14 protein-coding genes are annotated in these 19,977 nt (G+C 35.1%); 9 read left to right on the forward strand and 5 right to left on the reverse strand.

Translation table 11 applies throughout. From position 1 onward, the window contains the following. Positions 1-455 precede the first annotated feature (455 nt). The 5 genes from A9G24_RS04505 (at position 456) to A9G24_RS04525 (ending at position 6,148) form a co-directional block, all read left to right on the forward strand. A complete protein-coding gene (locus A9G24_RS04505; protein ID WP_065638032.1) occupies positions 456-2,069 on the forward strand; it encodes an ABC transporter substrate-binding protein in 1,614 nt (537 codons plus the stop codon). A gap of 145 nt (positions 2,070-2,214) precedes the next feature. Next, positions 2,215-3,231, forward strand: a complete 1,017-nt coding sequence (gene dppB / locus A9G24_RS04510; RefSeq protein WP_065637959.1) for a dipeptide ABC transporter permease DppB — start codon at positions 2,215-2,217, stop codon at positions 3,229-3,231. Positions 3,232-3,245: 14 nt separating this feature from the next. Further along, positions 3,246-4,169, forward strand: coding sequence for a dipeptide ABC transporter permease DppC (dppC, locus tag A9G24_RS04515; RefSeq protein ID WP_065637960.1), 924 nt, complete (start codon positions 3,246-3,248; stop codon positions 4,167-4,169). Between the two features lie 13 nt (positions 4,170-4,182). Next, on the forward strand, positions 4,183-5,160 hold the full coding sequence (gene dppD, locus A9G24_RS04520) for a dipeptide ABC transporter ATP-binding protein (RefSeq protein WP_065581539.1): 978 nt from the start codon (positions 4,183-4,185) through the stop codon (positions 5,158-5,160). Further along, positions 5,150-6,148: a peptide ABC transporter ATP-binding protein gene (locus tag A9G24_RS04525; RefSeq protein ID WP_065637961.1), complete on the forward strand. Its 999-nt coding sequence runs from the start codon at positions 5,150-5,152 to the stop codon at positions 6,146-6,148. Before dppD ends, A9G24_RS04525 begins: the two co-directional genes overlap by 11 nt. 287 nt (positions 6,149-6,435) lie before the next feature. Here the strand turns inward: A9G24_RS04525 and A9G24_RS04530 are convergent, their stop codons facing one another. Next, positions 6,436-7,833, reverse strand: coding sequence for an RtcB family protein (locus A9G24_RS04530; protein WP_065637962.1), 1,398 nt, complete (start codon positions 7,831-7,833; stop codon positions 6,436-6,438). 553 nt (positions 7,834-8,386) lie between these two features. Between A9G24_RS04530 and A9G24_RS04535 the strand changes: the two genes are divergently transcribed. Further along, complete coding sequence (locus A9G24_RS04535) at positions 8,387-9,547, forward strand: restriction endonuclease (RefSeq protein ID WP_141673064.1); 1,161 nt, start codon at positions 8,387-8,389, stop codon at positions 9,545-9,547. Positions 9,548-9,712: 165 nt separating this feature from the next. On the opposite strand, the gene rtcR is transcribed toward A9G24_RS04535, so the two are convergent. Next, positions 9,713-11,326 carry an RNA repair transcriptional activator RtcR gene (gene rtcR, locus A9G24_RS04540; protein ID WP_065637963.1) on the reverse strand — a complete coding sequence of 538 codons (1,614 nt, stop codon included), beginning with the start codon at positions 11,324-11,326 and terminating at the stop codon, positions 9,713-9,715. A gap of 1,096 nt (positions 11,327-12,422) precedes the next feature. On the opposite strand from rtcR, the gene A9G24_RS04550 reads away from it, so the two are divergent. The 3 genes from A9G24_RS04550 (at position 12,423) to A9G24_RS04560 (ending at position 16,643) form a co-directional block, all read left to right on the forward strand. Beyond that, complete coding sequence (locus A9G24_RS04550; RefSeq protein WP_065638034.1) at positions 12,423-13,565, forward strand: slipin family protein; 1,143 nt, start codon at positions 12,423-12,425, stop codon at positions 13,563-13,565. A gap of 75 nt (positions 13,566-13,640) precedes the next feature. Then, positions 13,641-14,867, forward strand: coding sequence for an RtcB family protein (locus A9G24_RS04555; protein ID WP_065637964.1), 1,227 nt, complete (start codon positions 13,641-13,643; stop codon positions 14,865-14,867). 168 nt (positions 14,868-15,035) lie between these two features. After that, entirely contained in the window at positions 15,036-16,643 is a 1,608-nt protein-coding gene (locus A9G24_RS04560; RefSeq protein WP_065637965.1) for a hypothetical protein, read from the forward strand. Between the two features lie 342 nt (positions 16,644-16,985). Here A9G24_RS04560 and A9G24_RS04565 read toward each other — a convergent pair whose 3' ends face one another. From A9G24_RS04565 to A9G24_RS04575, 3 genes are read right to left on the reverse strand one after another with little or no spacing between them, the layout of a single operon-like run. Further along, positions 16,986-18,767 carry a DUF2326 domain-containing protein gene (locus A9G24_RS04565; RefSeq protein WP_065637966.1) on the reverse strand — a complete coding sequence of 594 codons (1,782 nt, stop codon included), beginning with the start codon at positions 18,765-18,767 and terminating at the stop codon, positions 16,986-16,988. Then, positions 18,754-19,002, reverse strand: a complete 249-nt coding sequence (locus A9G24_RS04570; protein WP_065636373.1) for an ABC-three component system middle component 8 — start codon at positions 19,000-19,002, stop codon at positions 18,754-18,756. Before A9G24_RS04570 ends, A9G24_RS04565 begins: the two co-directional genes overlap by 14 nt. Further along, on the reverse strand, positions 18,986-19,960 hold the full coding sequence (locus A9G24_RS04575) for an ABC-three component system protein (protein WP_065636372.1): 975 nt from the start codon (positions 19,958-19,960) through the stop codon (positions 18,986-18,988). Before A9G24_RS04575 ends, A9G24_RS04570 begins: the two co-directional genes overlap by 17 nt. Positions 19,961-19,977 lie beyond the last annotated feature (17 nt).

Genomic DNA, 19,977 nt, shown 5'->3' on the forward strand with positions numbered 1-19,977 from the left:
ATACATTCTATAAAAATCAATTATTAAGCCACAAGCTCTATAATAAATCTAGAACTAAACATAAATTGAGAACAAATCAAAGAATATATTTATATGTTCTTTTTTAGTCATACCTTTAATATGAATTGAAATTGGCACTATTTTTGCATGCTATATCGGTTACACAGTATTTAACTACCGTTATGCTTGTGTTAGAAATTATTTTCAATAAAAAATGGAATGTTATTGTAAATTCTTAGGCAATATCGTAATTTTAATTATGGTGCATTTTGCACCATATTAGTGCGATAAATAGCGAAAATATGAATTTAAACAAAGTAAAAGTTAATTGATGTAAAAATCAAAATTAGAGCGTTTTACTAAATCTGTATTTAAAAAATATTAGAAATACGAAGATTTTAACTTTGTTTAATTATGACAAAATAGGTTTACTGTTAAATAATTGGGGTGGTTTTATGAGTAATCTAAGGAAATATAAACATAAATTTTTGTTGGGAGCAGGGCTAATAACGATGCTTGCTAGTGCACAACTTCATGCTGCAGGGACGTTAGTTTATTGTGCAGAGGCTTCACCTGAAACATTTAGTCCACAGTTAGTGACAAGCGGTATTTCAATGGATGCTAGTGCAGTTCCTGTTTTTAACCGTTTGGTGGAATTTAAATTAGGTACTACCGAAATCGAACCTGCTTTAGCAAAATCTTGGGATATTAGCCAAGATGGTTTGGCTTATACTTTCCATTTACGCGATGATGTTAAGTGGCATAGCAATAAAGAATTCAAACCAACACGAAACTTAAATGCTGATGATGTTATTTTTACATTTATGCGACAGAAAGATAAAAATCATCCTTATCACAAAGTTTCTGGTGGACAATATGAATACTTTGAAAGCATGGGATTCCCAGATTTAATCAAAGAAATTAAAAAGATAGATGACCATACTGTTGTATTTGAATTAAACCATCCAGAAGCTCCTTTCTTAGCAGATTTAGCAATGTCATTTGCTTCTATTTTATCAGCCGAATATGCCGATGCTATGCTTAAAAATGGCACACCCGAAAAAGTTGATTTAGTCCCCGTTGGTACTGGTCCATTTACTTTTGTTCAATACCAAAAAGATTCAAGAATTCTTTATAAAGCAAATCCCGATTATTTTGGCCCTAAAGCCCAGCTTGATCGTTTAGTGTTTTCAATTACACCAGATCCTGCAATTCGTTATGCCAAGTTACAAAAAGGAGAATGTCATGCGATGCCATATCCAAATGTAGCAGATATTGAACGAATGAAGTCAGACAATAATATTGTTGTTAAAGAAATGGCAGGGGTTAATATTGGTTATTTAGCCTACAATATGGATAAACCACCACTTGATAACTTGCAAGTTCGTCAAGCATTAAATATGGCCGTGAACAAAGATGCGATTATAAAAGCTGTTTTTCAAGGTGCGGCAGAACCAGCTAAAAACTTTATTCCACCATCAATGTGGGGTTATAACGATGAAGTAAAAGATTATCCTTATGATCCAGAACAAGCAAAAGAGTTATTAAAATCAGCGGGATTAGAGAAAGGGTTTACTATCAATTTATGGGCAATGCCAGTACAACGTCCATATAATCCAAATGCACGCCGTATGGCTGAAATGATTCAAGCTGATTGGGCTAAAATTGGTGTAACAGCTAAAATTGTGAGTTATGAATGGGGAGAATATCTATCTCGTATTCGTGATGGTGAACATGATGCGGTGTTAATGGGATGGTCGGGAGATAATGGTGACCCTGATAACTTTTATTCTGTTTTAATGAGTTGTGATGCGGTTAAAGCAGGTTCAAACTATTCACACTGGTGTTATAAACCATTTGATGATTTATTACAGCAAGCTCGCATTGAGCCTGATCATGAAAAAAGGGTTAAGCTTTACAAACAAGCGCAAGTTGAGATGCATGACCAAGTGCCTGCATTAATGATTGCTCATTCAATGATTTATCTACCGATACGTAAAGAGGTTAAAGGCTATATTATGGCTCCTTTAGCATTACATAATTTTAACCAAGTTACGCTTGAAAAATAATATTCCTTGCGATTAACCACCTGTGTGGTTAATCGCTGCATTAGGTTTGATTGAATTGAGTACTATAAATATATTTTTTTAATAACAATAAAAAATTATCTATTTAATAAACGATAGTTTAGAAGCAATATTTAAGAGCCACTACATGTTTCAATTTATTTTAAAACGGTTAGGTGTACTTATCCCGACTTTTATCAGCATTACACTGCTGACTTTTATTTTCGTTCACCTCATTCCTGGTGATCCTATTACAGTACTTGCAGGAGAGCGAGGTTTAACGCCAGAACGCCATGCTGAACTAATAACACAATTTGGTTTAGACAAGCCTCTGTATGAGCAATATTTTCAATACATTATAGGCATGTTTCATGGCGATTTAGGCATCTCTTTTAAAAGCCAAATTCCAGTATGGGATGAATTTGTACCCCGATTTAAAGCAACTTTTGAGCTTGGATTTTGCGCGATGTTGTTTGCAATTAGTTTTGGGATTCCAATTGGCGTGCTTGCAGCAGTAAAACGCGGTTCAATATTTGATCATACAGCAATAGGTTTGTCTTTAACGGGTTATTCCATGCCAATTTTTTGGTGGGGAATGATGCTCATTACGTTAGTTTCTGTGCATTTAAATTTAACTCCGGTATCAGGTCGTGTTAGTGATATGCTTTTCTTAGACGAAAGTAAACCTTTAACCGGATTTATGTTAGTTGATACTTTATTATGGGGTGAAAAAGAAGATTTTATAGACGCAGTTACTCACTTAATTTTACCTGCCATTGTATTAGGTACCATTCCATTAGCGGTCATTGTCCGCATGACCCGTTCTTCTATGTTAGAAGTATTAAGTGAAGATTATATTCGAACTGCACGAGCTAAAGGCGTTAGTCGAATGCGAATCATCCTTATTCATGCATTACGCAATGCGATGATCCCTGTGATGACAGTCATCGGTTTACAAGTTGGTACAATGCTTGCTGGTGCAATATTGACCGAAACCGTCTTTTCATGGCCGGGAATTGGTCGTTGGTTAATTGAAGCGCTACAACGTCGAGATTATCCCGTAGTGCAAAGTGGCGTTTTAATTGTTGCGGTCATGATTATTTTGGTGAATTTATTAGTTGATATGTTATACAGCGTTATCAATCCGCGTATTAGACATAAATAAGAGTGTGTTTAAAGATGAATAAACAGGTTATTACTGAATCGACCAATACGAGAGACACCAGTTTGGTTGAACCTAAGCCATTAACGCCTATGCGTGAGTTCTGGTTTTATTTTTCAAAAAATAAAGGTGCTGTCGTTGGATTAGTCTTTATTATTATTGTTGTTTTACTCGCTATTTTTGCTAATTTTGTTGCACCACATTCTCCTTCTGAACAATTTAGAGATGCCTTATTAGCGCCACCTGTTTGGATGAAAGATGGCAGTTGGCAATTTATTTTAGGAACTGATGATGTGGGGAGAGATATCTTATCGAGGCTCATTTATGGTGCACGTTTATCTTTGTTAGTTGGTTGCTTGGTCGTCATCATCTCATTGATTTTAGGGATTACAGTGGGATTGATTGCTGGTTATATAGGCGGTTTTTTAGACAACATCATTATGCGTGCTGTCGATATCATGCTTGCTTTACCCAGCTTATTACTTGCACTTGTTTTAGTTGCGATATTTGGCCCATCGATTGTTAATGCCTCAATCGCATTAGCTTTCGTTGCGTTACCTCATTATATCCGTTTAACCCGCGGAGCGGCGCTTGCTGAAATTAATAAAGACTATGTGATTGCTTCCCGAGTTGCTGGGGCTGGTGCTTTACGGCAAATGTTTATAAATATTCTGCCAAACTGTTTAGCGCCATTAATTGTGCAAGCTTCATTAGGATTTTCAAATGCGATTTTAGACATGGCAGCATTAGGTTTTTTAGGTATGGGCGCACAGCCACCGACCCCTGAATGGGGAACAATGCTTGCTGACGTATTGCAATTTGCACAATCTGCATGGTGGGTAGTCACCTTTCCGGGCTTAGTAATTTTAATGACAGTGTTAGCTTTCAACTTAATGGGAGATGGTTTGCGAGACGCGCTTGATCCTAAATTGAAGCAGTAATGGAGATACAGTCATGGCACTATTAGAAGTAAAAGAATTATCTGTTCAATTTGGTGGATTTAAAGCGGTAGACCACATTAGTTATGACGTTGAACAAGGGCAAGTTGTTGGCATTGTGGGTGAATCAGGCTCAGGCAAGTCAGTGAGTTCACTCGCCATAATGGGATTAATTGATTTTCCAGGTAAAGTCAATGCCAATGCATTACATTTTGATGGCAAAGACCTTCAACAAATCTCAACCAAAATGCGTCGTAAAATTGTGGGTGCAGATGTGGCAATGATCTTTCAAGATCCGATGACGAGCTTAAACCCATGTTTTACCATAGGTTACCAAATCATTGAAACCTTGAAAATTCACCAAGGTGGCAGTAAAAAAGCACTCAAAGCAAGAGCGATTGAATTGCTTAAATTAGTGGGTATTGCTGATGCAGAAAATCGATTAAATGTTTATCCGCATCAGTTATCTGGTGGCATGAGCCAACGCGTCATGATCGCAATAGCCATTGCATGTAACCCAAAGCTCTTAATTGCTGATGAACCAACAACCGCGCTTGATGTTACAATTCAAGGGCAAATTATCGAGTTATTGCTTGAGTTGCAACGCAAAAATAACATGGCATTAGTTCTTATTACACACGACTTAGCGCTAGTTTCTGAGGCTGCGCAAAAAATTATTGTGATGTATGCTGGACAAGTCGTTGAAATAGGTGATGCTGAAATTATCTTTAAAAAACCATTACACCCTTATACACAAGCATTATTACGCTCGCTGCCTGAATTTACGCAAGACAAAGAGCGATTAGCATCATTAGCGGGTGTCGTTCCAGGAAAATATGATCGGCCAACGGGCTGTTTACTCAATCCGCGTTGTCCTTATGCTACCGAACGCTGTTATACCGAAGAACCCGCATTAATGAGTTATTCTGCAACTAGAAAAGTAAAATGCCATTATCCATTATCAAGCGAAGGGATACCACAATATGAACAATAATATGGAAAATAAAGAATTACTGCTTGATGCCCGAAACCTGACAAAATATTATCATGTTAAAACGGGATTCTTTTCTGAAGCTAAACAAGTTAAAGCCGTTGACGGTGTATCTTTTACATTAGGTAAAGCCAAAACACTTGCGATTGTTGGTGAATCGGGTTGTGGTAAATCCTCATTAGCAAGATTATTGACCATGATCGAAAAGCCCACATCAGGAGAACTTTATTTTAAAGATCAGAATCTGTTGGATGATGACCTGCAAGCTCAAAAATTGCGTCGCCAAAAGATCCAAATTGTTTTCCAAAATCCATACTCATCACTCAATCCACGCAAAAAAATCGGTTCCATATTAGAAGAACCGCTAATTATCAATACCGATTTAACAGCCAATGATCGTAAAGCAAAAGTACTATCAATGATGAAAAAAGTTGGATTAAAAGAAGAGTTTTATAATCGTTATCCGCATATGTTTTCAGGGGGACAACGTCAACGCATTGCTATCGCAAGAGGTTTAATGCTTGATCCCGAAATAGTGGTTGCTGATGAACCCGTTTCAGCATTAGATGTTTCTGTGCGTGCACAAGTGCTAAATTTAATGATGGATCTACAGCAAGATCTAGGTTTATCTTATGTTTTTATTTCTCATGACCTTTCTGTCGTTGAGCATATTGCTGATGACGTAATGGTGATGTATTTAGGGCGTTGCGTTGAACAAGGACGGAAAGATGAAATCTATCGCAATCCAAAGCATCCATACACTCAAGCGCTATTATCAGCAACTCCAAGATTAAATCCAGATCTTAGGCGAGATAGAATCAAATTAGAAGGGGAATTACCAAGCCCTCTTAATCCTCCTTTGGGGTGTGCTTTTAATGCCCGGTGCCGTTTAGCATTTCCACGTTGCACAATTGAACAACCGCAACTTATTAACTATAACGAACATAAAATTGCCTGTTTCTGTATAGAGGAAAAAAATCATAATGAATAATAAAGGTGACAGTTAATTCTGTCACTAAATTCTATAATAAACCTACTTATTGTATTTCTCTTGTTTACAATAGGAATTGTTGATTGTTATATGTGAATGCTAAATCGGTTAAAAGGAAAAAATATTGTCTCAAACTTATTGGGTTAATAACGCTGAGATCTGGATGAGTAAAACTAACTCAATACCTAGTGATATTGCAACATAAACAAAATACAATGGTAAAAATTTAGAATAGCAATTGATTATAAAAACAGCCCAAACTAACAAAGCTTGGGCTGTTTGCTTGATCACGCTTTAAACGTGATCCAAGGTTTAAGTTTTACCACAGACTGGATTAAATCAGCATTTTCTTGCGATTCGATTACAGGTGTGATCGGTTTATAAGCCGCAGGGGCTTCTTCACGTAGACGTTCCTCTTTTAAGGTAATACATTGCCATGGCAAATTAACCTTATCAGTCACCACTTTTTTGCTACGCATTGATTGCCGTCTTTCAGCTCTACCCGCACCATGCGAGCAAGACCATAACCAATCTGAATTCCCTTTACCAACCGCCACATAAGAGTAATCGCCCATCGAGCCGGGAATTAATACTATTTCCCCTTGATTAGCTGGCGTTGCTCCTTTGCGGTGAATATTCATGCCATGCTCAGGTAAAATAATATTATGCGAAATATCCACGATTAACTGACTATTATCGTGTTTAAAAATCGCCATGAATTCTTTACGTATCAATTCCGTGATAACAATTCGGTTGATCCAAGCATAACGTGCTGCAACGCCCATAGCTTGCAAGTAATTTTGAGCATTATCATCGGCCAAACCAAATAATCCTGATGTTGGATATTTTTCGTTTACTGGCCATAATTCTTTGGCTTTATCTTGCCAACGCTTGCCAATATAAAATCCCACATCTCGTGAACCAGTATGAATCATTATCACAACAGCATCTTTCTTTAGCCCCATTTGATAAGCTAAATGTCGATCAAGGATTTCATCAACAATTTGTAACTCAACAAAATGGTTACCTGAACCAACGGTACCTAAGCTTGCTGGACGGATAATACTGCGTGACTCAAAAAAGGCCTCTGGCGCGTATTTACTATCGGCGGTGACTAACGTCTGTCCTGATATTTGATTAATTTCGGCAAGTAATCGCTTAACGTTAACCTCTTGCCACAACCCTTGTTGTGGTAGTGCTGCAATCCATTCTGCGATTCCTTGATCAAACAACGCTTGAAAGGATTGTGGCGTAACAGGAACATCTCGCTCATCTTGCAATAATACACGTTTTAGTTGCGCAATAATTGTTGATTTTTGGTCATGCACTTGATCATAACTTAAGCCCGTTGTTAAAAGGCGCATACCACAGTTAATATCAGTGCCAATAGCTGCTGGAATAATTAAATCTTCCGTTGTTGCCACAATACTGCCCACTGGCGCAATTGCACCTGGGTGAAAATCGGGAGTAGCTCGAGCGGCACACACGTGTCCTAAGCTATTAGGTACCTTGACCGATGCAAAATCCAGTAACTGCTTGACAGCTTTTTCTTCTAAAGGTAAAGCCTGCGGTAATAAAACTTGAGCGGTCGTATTTTGTTGATTAAAAGTATAAATATCATTATAAAAATGACTTTCAATCCCTAGTCGGAATAAACGTTTTTGTAAACGGGTAAATGTAGACATCATTGCCACCTAGAAAACAATAAAAAACGGTCTCCTCTGTTGAGAAGATAATTACTGTTTTCCTGCAGCAGCACGATTCAGGAAAGCGGGCTTATTCTATACAAAAGGTAACAATCTGTAAAGTGTCAGTAATTATTAAGTTTTGTGCAAATTAAACAACCTCTTTTCGACTTAATAAAGTCAATATAATTAAGTAATAACATATGGCTTTGGTCGAGACTGAAAAATTTTTCTTCTAATATCATATTATTAACAGGAAAAGTAGCTAACTTTAGTTTACCTATTATCTATTTGGATGTAAAAAACATTGAATCTTTTCAAGACAACGACAACAATTCGTTAAACCATATCGAGTTAACAAATTGTAGAGCAAAGCTAGATCGGTATAACCGCATTGCAACCATAATTTAGTTTTCTAATAGATTATTTTTGCTTTTATTTCTGATATGCTTTTTTCGTTATAAAATAAATTAACTTTTAGATTAACTAAATATTATTGCATGTTAAGTGATAATTTTATTGTTTTAAATCACTGAAATACTTTAAGGAATAAATTGTGACCTATAAAACTATAACACCACTATTTCCAACATATGCCCAGACAGCAGCAATGATTAAAGCAGTATCTGGATATACTAAAAAGTCTGTACATGGCATGATTAGTGAGATTCGAGGACAGTCTGGGACACCACAAAAACCAGTGGACTGGTCAATCCCTAATAGCTGGATCGATGAACGACTAAGTGGCGAATACGCTGAAATAGCGAATAAAATATGGTCGCAGGATAACCACGTATTAAATCCTCGCCATAGTTATGGTACTTATATGTTTATAAATAATGGCAACCTAATGACTGTCGATATGCAAGGCTGTTGGCAACCCTCAGCAAAAGGGAAAGCTTTTTTAAAAGGTGATAAAACAGTTTTGCGAGAATTGGATGATGCAGAAGCAATATTACAACTATTAGAATTACTTAGTGTACGTGGACAAGCTAAAAATGGCGATTTATTACCAGAATGGATCACTTATTTGCGCCAGAATTCAAAATGGAATAGTGAACGTGCATGTAAATCAACTTTATATGCTCGACTAGTGAATTTAGTCGATCGCAAACTTGTTAAACGTAATGGTATTGTTTATCAGATAACGGATAGTGGTCAAAAATGGTTAGATGATCTTCCACAAACTAAATTACGTGACCCATTGGATGATATTATGGATTCTGTTGTTCGATATAATGAACAACAAAAAGCATTATTATCAGAACAATTACATAATATGAACCCTTATCATTTTGAAATATTAATTGGTCAATTATTACAAGCGATGGGTTATGAAGATGTTACGGTTACTAAAGCTTCGGGCGATAAAGGTATTGATGTAATAGGTAATGTACAAGTGGGTATTACGCGTATTACAGAAGTTGTTCAAGTAAAACGAATGCAAAATTCAGTTAATCGCCCATTGATCGATCAATTAAGAGGAGCTTTACCTTATCATAAAGCTATACGAGGCACATTAATCACAACAAGCAAATTTTCATCAGGTTGTGCAGAAGCAGCTAACTACCCTGGTGCTGCGCCAATTACCTTAATTGATGGCTCAAGATTAATTGAATTACTTATTGAAAATGGGGTAGGTATAAAACGTAATAATTCTTTAGAATTACTTAGTATTGATATGTCAGTATTTGAAGAACAAACAGAAGATTAAAATAAGAGTTTTGTCGTTGTATGCAGAATCTAATAATTTGTTAACCAACCTTTCAACATTTAATCATCAGTCATAATTAAATTGAATAGCTAAGACTTTGGTCAAAATAAATCCACTTTTGATACCAGTGGATTTACCTCTATCATGTTAGGATTAAATGATTTGCTATTGATGAATCACCTCCCAACTCAAACCAAATTTAGCTAAATATTTCTTTAGCCGATCAGCATCATTACTGCGTTGTTTTTTGGTGCGAGAAACGGCAAATAAATGCCGGCCTGCGGCAGATAATGTTTCACTTTTTTGGCATATTTCGATCACTTTTTCTAGTTGGTAGCGATCAAATTCATCGATATCAATTGGGATTAAAGAATGATCATTTCTGCTTTGTCCCCAGTTTTGTTTTAAGCGCGCAATCTCTTTTTCAACTTGTTCAAGCGTAATATTAGCTTGTGGAGCTAACGTCGCCATTCGAATAATCGAACTATTTAGTTCACGAAAGTTACCCAACCATAAAGCATCGGGACTGGTGGCAAAGGCCAAATAGGCGCGTCGTGATTGTTGATTAAAGCGTGGCATTATGCCATATTCTTTGGCATAACGTGCCAACTCATAATCAATGTTCGGTTCAATGTCTTCTTTACGTTGAGCTAAACTTGGCAGTTGATAACTCCACAAGTTAATTCTGGCGAACAGATCTTCTCGAAACTCGCCTTGTTTTATTGCCTGTTTCAGATCTTTATTCGTGCCAGCGATTAACTGAAAATCACTCTGTATCGGTTTATCACTACCAAATGGATAAAATTGCTTTTCTTCAATCGCTTTTAATAACATGGCTTGCTCATCAAGCCCAAGTTCACCAATTTCATCTAAAAACAATAAACCGCCATCAGCATTTTTAAGTAATCCAGTGCGGGCAAGATTAGCACCTGTAAAGGCGCCTTTGACATGACCAAACAAGGTTGACATTGTACTATCTCCACGCAAAGTGGCGCAATTGACTTCAACAAACTGACCGCTAATTTGATGATTACTGTGTTTGAGTAAATAAATCTGTTTAGCCAAAAATGATTTACCGGCACCTGTAGGTCCACACAATAAAATAGGTGCATGCGATCGACTAGCGACTTGTTCTATTTCAGCAATTAACTGATTGAATTGTTGATTACGCGTTGCGATACCTGACTTTAATAAATCGGTTGCTTGATGGGCATATTGTTGAAAACGCGTTAAGATTTTATCGTAACAATGCAAATTTAAATCGATGATATTCATTTTACCGCAAGGCACTTGCCTAATCAGTTCATTTTCGGTTAACTCCATATAAGATTGCGAGGCAGACTGATGTTTATCTGGCGGTGACATTTGTAATAATTTAGCGGGATAATAGCGTGACTCAGCCAGTAAAAACCAACAAATCTGAGCAACATGCGTGCCTGTTGTAATATGAACATAATAGTTTTCTTGTTCTGGATTAAATGCGTAATTCTTCGAAATATCAAAAAGGCAGGTATAAACTTGCTCAAAATCCCATGGATCGTCTATGTTTATTGCAATTGGTCTTACTTCGATTTGTGGTGATAAAGTTTTAATATCTTTAATCACTTCACAAAGCAGATGATAATCATTTTGATAATAAAGTAGTTCTAACCGATTAAAGCCTATCTCTGACTGATAACATAAATCAATAGTCGGTCGCCAATGCCGCCAGCGTCGTTTACCTTTACCACGTTGATCCAGTACATTTCCTAAAAAACCAAATACTACATTCTTTTTCATTTTTATAAATATTTATAAAACAATATATAAAATTATAATAAATCAGTAATAAAAAAACCATTACAATTCAATCTTAATATATAAATTATTTTTTATTTAATTATAAATCAATTAATTATGTTTTTATTTCAATATTTTGTATTTTTTGGCACGCTTTTCGCAATATTACCTATACCTAAGCAAACAAAACTGTTTTTGATAACAGTAAGGTACATAGCGAATACTTAAGCGAATTATCTATAAGATGAAAACGTAAAAGATTATCAACATGTATTCCTGATTGGGTGATTAGGTTGCTGAGTAAAAGCAATTTTTGAATAGTTCATCAGGTAGAACAATCGATACCATCGATATGTAGTAGGTTCGAGTCCTACTTCAAAAACCAAGAAACAAAAGAAGTAATAAACACAGTCAGTGATCGTGTTGGATAAGAAAGGTATAAAGTTGTATGGCATCAAACTTATCCATTAGTTTAAACCGATTAACTTAGTGATTAATTAGGATGACTAAGATAAAAAAACTGGATAATAGGCAGAAAGTTAAATACCAATAAGAAGGGTTATTTTCTTATTCACTTTAATGCTCCCCCTATTATTTCGTTACTTAAGCCGTTTAAATTAGCACAAACACGATGGCTGATTGTCATAAAAAGGACAATAAAATGATTAAAACAATTAAAGTAAAAAAATATGAAATTGCCGTGTTATATAAACATGACGAGATTGATCAGATCTTAACTGCGGGTGTATACCGAAAAATCGATCCGCTAAATACAATAAGCTACAAAATCATAGATTTAGCATTTCCTAGAGTATCAGATGAAATGACCGAACAGTTACTTAACTTCTATCCAGACATCGTTAAACAATATTGTTATTTGGTTGATGTAGCTGATAATGAGATAGCGTTACGTTATGAACAACAAAAACTGGTTGAAGTGATTTTACCTGCGACCAAAACATTGTATTGGAACAGCTATAAATCGCACTCAATAAAAAAAGTGTTATTACAACAGGATTATGAATTACCAACAGAGATCGCTAACGAATTACTTGAAGCAAAAAATACTAACGCAACAATTACTCATATCGATAAATTGGTTCTACATCATTTTATTCATGAACAAATCGGTACCTTATTTGTTGATAATCAATTAATAAAAATCATTGCGCCAGAAACTATAGTCGGTTACTGCCAATTTAAACACACCATCGTACTGGGTAAATTTAATTTACGAGAAAGCCGTATTGATGATCGGATCGCTAATGCAATCGAACAACGTGCGCCACAACAACTATTACAATTTTGTGTTGCGATGGAAGTTGGAGCCAATGAAGTAGGGCTACGTTATGAAAATGATTTACTTGTTGAAATTCTATCACCTGGAACCAAACGGCTTTACTGGCAAAACGGTGATAAACAACATATAACCAAAATTGATTTAAACCAAGGATATACCTTAAGTGATGAAATAATTGAACAATTATTACAACCAGAATTACGACAAAAAAATATCATTGGTAATAGTGGCGTATTGATTGCCCAAGTGCCTGCTTATTATGTTGGAATACTAAAGGTAAATGGCAAAATCGAGCAACTGTTAACCGCTGGCATTACCGCCTATTGGCGCTTTAACCGTGAAATATCGGTTGATATTGTTGATATGCGCTTACAGGCTTTAGAAGTAACGGGACAAGAGATTTTGACCAAAGATAAAGTAAATTTACGTATTAATCTAGTCGCAAACTGGCACTATACCGATGTATTAACGGCATTTGAAAAAACAGCAACCCCAGTAGAATTGCTCTACCGAGAGTTACAATTTGGTTTACGTGAAGCGATTGGAACCCGAACACTAGATGAATTGCTTGAAAATAAAAATATTATTGATGAAGTAGTAACTAAACATGTGCAAATACGTTTAGACGGTTTTGGATTAACAACGGTTTCACTTGGCGTAAAAGATATTATTTTACCCGGTGATATGAAATCGATTTTATCGCAAGTTGTAGAAGCTGAAAAATCAGCACAAGCCAATGTAATTCGCCGTCGAGAAGAAACCTCAGCCACTCGTTCATTATTAAACACGGCTAAAGTGATGGAAAACAACCCTGTTGCTTTACGCTTGAAAGAGATGGAAACACTAGAACGCATTGCCGAACGGATCGACAAAATCTCGGTGGTCGGTGGGCTTGATCAAGTGTTACATGGTTTGATTAATATCCAACCGAAAATGTAGATATAACCGTAAATATAACCAAAGATATAACATCATGCCATTAACCACGGCATAATAAAACCAAGGAATGAAAAAATGAGACAATATGAAGTATTAAAAACCGAAAATACTAAGCCGATAAAAATGTGGACAAAAGGCGTACCAGTAGAACTTGAAGCCAAAGAACAACTATTAAAATTGGCACAATTACCGTTTATTTTTAAACATATCGCTGTAATGCCTGATGTGCATGTAGGTAAAGGCTCGACTATTGGTAGTGTGATTCCAACTATTGGTGCAATTATACCCGCTGCGGTTGGTGTAGATATTGGCTGCGGAATGATGGCAGTACAAACTTCATTAACCAACGCTGATCTACCTGACAACCTAGCACCCTTACGTTTAGCGATTGAAAAAGCCGTACCGCATGGCTTAACGCCCAAAAAAATAGGACGCGATCAAGGGAGTTGGCAAAATCCACCATTAATTGTGGATCAATATTGGCAACAGCTATTACCAGAATTTGAAAAACTGACTGAAAAATATCCACGTTTTTTAAATACCAATAACTACCATCATTTAGGAACATTAGGAACGGGTAATCATTTTATCGAAATTTGTTTAGACGAAGCTGATCGGGTTTGGATTATGTTACATAGCGGTTCACGTGGTGTGGGTAATGCTATTGGAGAATATTTTATCAACGTAGCTAAACAAGATATGGCTACTTACTTGATTGATAACTTTTTACCAAGTAAAGATTTAGCCTACTTTGTTGAAGGCACTAAGCATTTTAATGATTATCTTATGGCGGTAAATTGGGCTCAAGAGTTTGCCCGTTTAAATCGTGAGGCAATGATGCATAACACAATTAAAGCTATCGGTAATACACTAAATATTGAGTATATTAGTCGTCTACAAGCAGTTAACTGCCACCATAACTATGTTCAAAGAGAGCATCATTTTGGTCATAATATTTTTGTGACACGCAAAGGAGCGGTATCAGCTCGTAAAGGTGAGCTAGGGATTATTCCGGGCTCAATGGGCGCTAAAAGCTATATTGTCCGTGGACTTGGTAATGAAGAAAGTTTCTGTTCATGCTCACATGGTGCAGGGCGAGTTATGAGCCGAACAGAAGCCAAAAAGAAATTTACCATTGAAGACCAAATCAAAGCCACCGCACATGTTGAATGCCGTAAAGATGCTGATGTGATTGATGAAATACCAATGGCATATAAAGATATTGATGCGGTAATGACTGCCCAAAATGAACTGGTCGAAATTGTCCATCAATTACGGCAAGTCGTGTGTGTGAAAGGGTAAAAAATATCGAGGAGTAATCCTCGGTATTGGTGGAAATAAAAATATAAACAACTTAAATTATATCAATTACAATCTAAAAATAATGCATGACTATCGCGATTATTCAATTCAATTTAATTTAAATAACTGATTAATCATTCTAACAATAAAATATTTAAAGGATTAACGATGAAAGAAAATACTCAAAATTCAACCACAGAACCCTCAAATAGGGCGACGACTCAACCATTTCCAATGGTATGGGATAACAATAAAATCAGTATTTATCAATTTTTACTGCTTTATCAACATGCTGAAAAACTACCTGAAATAGCCCAAACACTTCCTGATGAATCATCTGATGATACAAAATTAAAATGGGCCGCAGGGGCGATGGATGGGGTTAGCAATCATCATGGCGCATCATCTGAACACACATGTGTTGAAGAAATTTTAACGTTACTAATCACAATATCAACACAACCCAATAAACACGATATCGAAAAACTTTACACCTTAATAAATACGGAAGGTACTTTAAGTTTTATTGATGATTTAAGTGATGCAATACCAAAAATTGACATTGATTTTGATAAGTTATATGAATTTACCTATTGGTTAGCAACAAATAGCCCTGATCGTGAAATCATTAAATTTAGTATTGCTGTATTAGGATGTTTTACTACCGAACAAACAGACTTATTTTTATTATTAGGCATGCATGAAGAGTTTACCTTGTATTCAGCAGTTGCATTACAAAATACCTTATCATCACCCAAAGAAGTCGAAAATGCCTTAGTTACTTTAGCTAAAAAAGTGGATGGTTGGGGTAGGATCCATATCGTTGAACGATTAGCCGGATATCAATTATCATCAACAACTAAAGATTGGTTATTAAGAGCGGGTTATCAAAATAGCGTTATGAACGAATATCTTGCTTATACTTGTGCAACCACAGGTGAATTAAATCAGGTTTTAGAACAAGATTATGTTGATTTACCTTTATTAGAATCTGCGAGTGAAATTTTAGAGGCACTCATCATGGGCGGACCAGCTGAAGATATGCATTGTTATGAGGAGGGGGCTATTGTTTGTTTAAATTATTTAAAACATTTACTAAAACTACCCTCATTAGCTGAACTCCCCCCTTTACGGACAGTACTGACTATACGTGATTTTGTTAGCAACCAGCTTAATGAAAGCTATCCTAATTGGAATGAAAAAATAAAAAACGCAATTATTGAAAAAGCGAATGAGTTTATTCATCAAGATAAATGGTTAGCATTAATTGAACATGATTTAATGACCGATGATAGCAGTAAATTTTGCCTAGCTGCTGATCTTTACACGCAATTTGGATTTGATGCATGGGAGGCGCGTTTTACATATCAAAAAAATCATCAGGGTGAACAGTGGTATTATTTAATGCAAACCGATGATATACAAAGAGTACAACAAGTTATACAGTTAGCTGGGCAACAATATGACTTTACAAAAATCGCAACTGGGCCAGCGCTAGAATCTGCATTTGGCATCAAATATAAAGCACACCGTGCATTGGATGCTATTTTACAAGAGCTCAATCGATTTCCGGGTATGGGTGAAGATCTTATATTAATAGGTCTAAACAGCCCAGTAATACGCAACCGAAACATGGCATTAAATGCCATTGAAGCTTGGGATCGGCAATGTTGGACAGATAAACTAACGCTTGCCCTGCAAGAACTTATTGCAAACGAACCTAATGATGAAATTAAACAAAGGTTAGTAACGCTACTTGCTTCGCACAATAGTTAAATATTCTATTTACGTGCTAACAAACTTAAAAAGATCGACGCAGTTATGACCGCCCCAAATGGGGGGCGGAATTGTATATTAATGACGGTTGGTGGTGTGCGTTATGGGGTAATACCCCCTTTTATTTTTTGCGAAATGCTCACGATATCACTACATCGATATCAAACTCACCGATAACTTATCCAACCGATAATGTGGCATAAATCAAAACATTCTGAACAGTTTTTTACTATCCTTTTAAAATTCAAATTTCTTCTTCAATGAGAGAATTCATTTAATGTATTCAGACTTAATCAATAATAAGACTTTCATTTACTCAACTTTGTTTTTCGATTAATTTAATTACCAAGATGGTAATTTAAATAATCTTCCTTGTATTCCTTCATCATGTAATACCAATGCAATTTCATCTTTATTAAAGAAAATATTGTTATCAAGTGGAATATCTGAATCAATTACAGTAATAATTTGTTGAATACCTAAAATAGAATATTGCCTTATCACATTCAGAAGATTGATCTTTGTTCTGTCATCTAAAGATTCAAATATCCCATCATGATAAACAAAACGAGGAAAATTATCTTTAAGATGAGCGCGTAATATAGCTAAATCAAAAGCCACACATAATAATTTTTTATAAGTATGCCCATCATCAGCACTTGTTGAATAACCAGCTTCATCTAAAATATCAGCACTAAAGTCAAGATGACCTTCTCGATTAATTTTGACATTAAGTAATGCTTTTCGAGAAATAACATCTTCAATAATGCGACTGAAATACAACCTAATTTCTGAAAATAAACTTGTTTCCTGTTTATTTTGCATCTCTAAATCTTTTTCCATATCAATTTGAATTTTTTGATATTTTTCATTTAACTGCCTAATTTCAGTCCTAAGCTCTTGCAATTTGTGAATAAACTCTTTTTGCCTTTCTAAAAAAGCAATATCAGCTTTTAAGGTAATTAAATCATTAGATATTTGTTTATATTTATCAAAAATATCTGTTTCACCTAAAAATGATAAAGTTTGTGTTCTTTCTTCACCTAATTGCAATAAGGTTTGATTAATATCTATTAACTCTTTTTTTATTGATGATAGTTCTTCTTTTAAATATTTATGTCGTTCTTCCGTAATCGCGCGGTTAAACTTAATAAGTTGATTAAAATCTTTTTTTAATTGCTTAGGGAAAAGAATCCCGACTTCTTTGTATAAGCTTTCGGCCTTATCAGGATCAAATAATATTTGTTGTTTTTGTAAAGATAATTCTATCTTTTTTCGATTAAACTCTAATGAATAACGTCTTTTATTTAATGTGGCTATTTTCAAATCTAATTCATCAATGAGTTTTTTTGTTTTTACTTGATCTACTGAATGAAAATCAAACTGATCCAATAGCCGTTGTCGCTCATTAACATCTTGTTGTTTTAATAATAAGAGCCCATCAATCCGACTAATATCTTCAATTGAACCGCCCAACTCTTTTTGTACTATATCTTCTCTATTTCTTGCATCCTTAAGTTGAGATTCAAGTTCATAGTGTTTTGTAATTAAATCAGAATTAAAACCAAGAATATGAGCAAGAAAGGGTTTCCAGTCTTTATGTTTAGATGCAAATTTTCTTAATTGAAAAACATTACGATAATCATCTTGAGAACGTAATAAATAACCTAATATTTTGCGATAAGGCCATGGTTTGAGGCAGTAAAAATTCAATATACTATCTAAAATTTCTTTCGCTTTATCAAATGGCACATTTTCATGATCCCAATTCGTTAATTGAGTAAAATCTTGGTGTGAATCGTTATGTTTCTTTATACTGATACGAGCTGCATTAGTGACACCTCGACGAATAGTGAGGTAAGAACCATCTTCTAATTCTAATTCTAAAAAAAATACAAATTGGTTAAACAACTGTTCATGCTTAAATAAAAAGAATTCTGATTTTTTTTGAGATAAAAAACAAAAATCAAGTAATTTGCCTAACGTCGATTTACCTAAATTATGGGTATCTTTTTTCTTATTTTCAGGCAAACGGATTTCAGCTTGAATTACGTTCAAACCTGATGAAAAAATAATTGTTTCAAATAAATCTGGTTTATTTGAATATAATTTAGATAGTTTCATTTATCCCCACATATTCGATTGAATCAGTTTTTGCATGATACTCAACTAACCCTAATAAAAAAAGAAGATTAAGCGCAGGTAGAAATAAAAAATGTCCACCTTCAACGGATTTTTTAGCATATTCTAATAAACTATCATACTTTTTTAGTCTCTTTTTCTTAATATAAGTAAGCAATAAAAAAGACATGTTAATAATAGTCTTATCCGGATGAGTATGTTTATTGGGTCTTAGCATCTTCATTCTTACCTATATCACAACTCCAATACATAAAAAACAACATGACATTCACTAATCGTTTATGTTTAACTTGTCTTAAAATTGGGTCTCTATCAACTAATAACTTTGATAAGTAATTCATTATGTCATCAAAAGTCTGATAATCTTTTCTTTTTGCAATAATATTTAAACAAAACTCATTTGCAGCAAGATCATAACGTTCACGTAATTCACTATTTTCAGCTAAAGATAGAAAAGATTCAATTTCATTAACATCTTTGAGGTAACGCCGCTTAAGCTCATTAGCATAAGCCTCAGTCATATTATTTAGCTGATTTTTTCTAGCATAAGTGGTTCGCTCAATATTGATATCGGTTAAACTTCTTTCAAGTGTTCGCGCTTGATTTGCAAATGCCTGGATAACTTCTGCTAAATCGTCAGGACTAACAATTAACGGACTATCGATAGGATCTAGTTCAGCGATTCTCATTATTTCAGGATATCGTTTAAGATAAAGTTCTATCTGATTAATATCTATGATCTTTACTGATACTATATCGACTTCAATATAGTCTGAAATCGTTTTACATATTTCACTCTCTGCATTACCAGTTAAACGACGATTAGTAAACAAGACATAATTATCTAGCTCGCCTTGATCTTTTAACTTTTTGATACGAATCAGTTCACCACCAATCACGGTATTTGGGTTAGTTTTCTTTTCTTTATTATAAAAATCAGATTCAGAGCAATTACGATTATAGCCATTAGTATGTTTGGCTTGAATAATTGTTGTTCCAACCCAAGGTGAACTTCTACTGGGAAATAATTCGGCAGTACCAATAAATTTAGCGTCTCGCCCACCATCAGGCCCCTTAGCAAATCCTTGTGTAGAAATACCCATTATATGTTGGCAGATAACAACAACTAATTTTTCAAATTGCTCATCACTCATATCTTCATAAGCATATTTCATAAAATGTGTATTCCTTG

It is taken from the genome of Gilliamella sp. App6-5, from assembly GCF_001690525.1.
GTDB classification, from domain to species: domain Bacteria; phylum Pseudomonadota; class Gammaproteobacteria; order Enterobacterales; family Orbaceae; genus Gilliamella; species Gilliamella apicola_H.

Excerpts from the sequence above, each read along its gene's own strand:
- dppB (WP_065637959.1), top strand. The coding sequence starts at position 2,215 with ATGTTTCAATTTATTTTAAAACGGTTAGGTGTACTTATCCCGACTTTT.
- dppC (WP_065637960.1), top strand. The coding sequence starts at position 3,246 with ATGAATAAACAGGTTATTACTGAATCGACCAATACGAGAGACACCAGT.
- dppD (WP_065581539.1), top strand. The coding sequence starts at position 4,183 with ATGGCACTATTAGAAGTAAAAGAATTATCTGTTCAATTTGGTGGATTT.
- A9G24_RS04555 (WP_065637964.1), top strand. The coding sequence starts at position 13,641 with ATGAGACAATATGAAGTATTAAAAACCGAAAATACTAAGCCGATAAAA.
- A9G24_RS04505 (WP_065638032.1), top strand. The coding sequence starts at position 456 with ATGAGTAATCTAAGGAAATATAAACATAAATTTTTGTTGGGAGCAGGG.
- A9G24_RS04575 (WP_065636372.1), bottom strand. The coding sequence starts at position 19,960 with ATGAAATATGCTTATGAAGATATGAGTGATGAGCAATTTGAAAAATTA.
- A9G24_RS04570 (WP_065636373.1), bottom strand. The coding sequence starts at position 19,002 with ATGCTAAGACCCAATAAACATACTCATCCGGATAAGACTATTATTAAC.
- A9G24_RS04530 (WP_065637962.1), bottom strand. The coding sequence starts at position 7,833 with ATGTCTACATTTACCCGTTTACAAAAACGTTTATTCCGACTAGGGATT.
- A9G24_RS04560 (WP_065637965.1), top strand. The coding sequence starts at position 15,036 with ATGAAAGAAAATACTCAAAATTCAACCACAGAACCCTCAAATAGGGCG.
- A9G24_RS04525 (WP_065637961.1), top strand. The coding sequence starts at position 5,150 with ATGAACAATAATATGGAAAATAAAGAATTACTGCTTGATGCCCGAAAC.
- A9G24_RS04565 (WP_065637966.1), bottom strand. The coding sequence starts at position 18,767 with ATGAAACTATCTAAATTATATTCAAATAAACCAGATTTATTTGAAACA.
- rtcR (WP_065637963.1), bottom strand. The coding sequence starts at position 11,326 with ATGAAAAAGAATGTAGTATTTGGTTTTTTAGGAAATGTACTGGATCAA.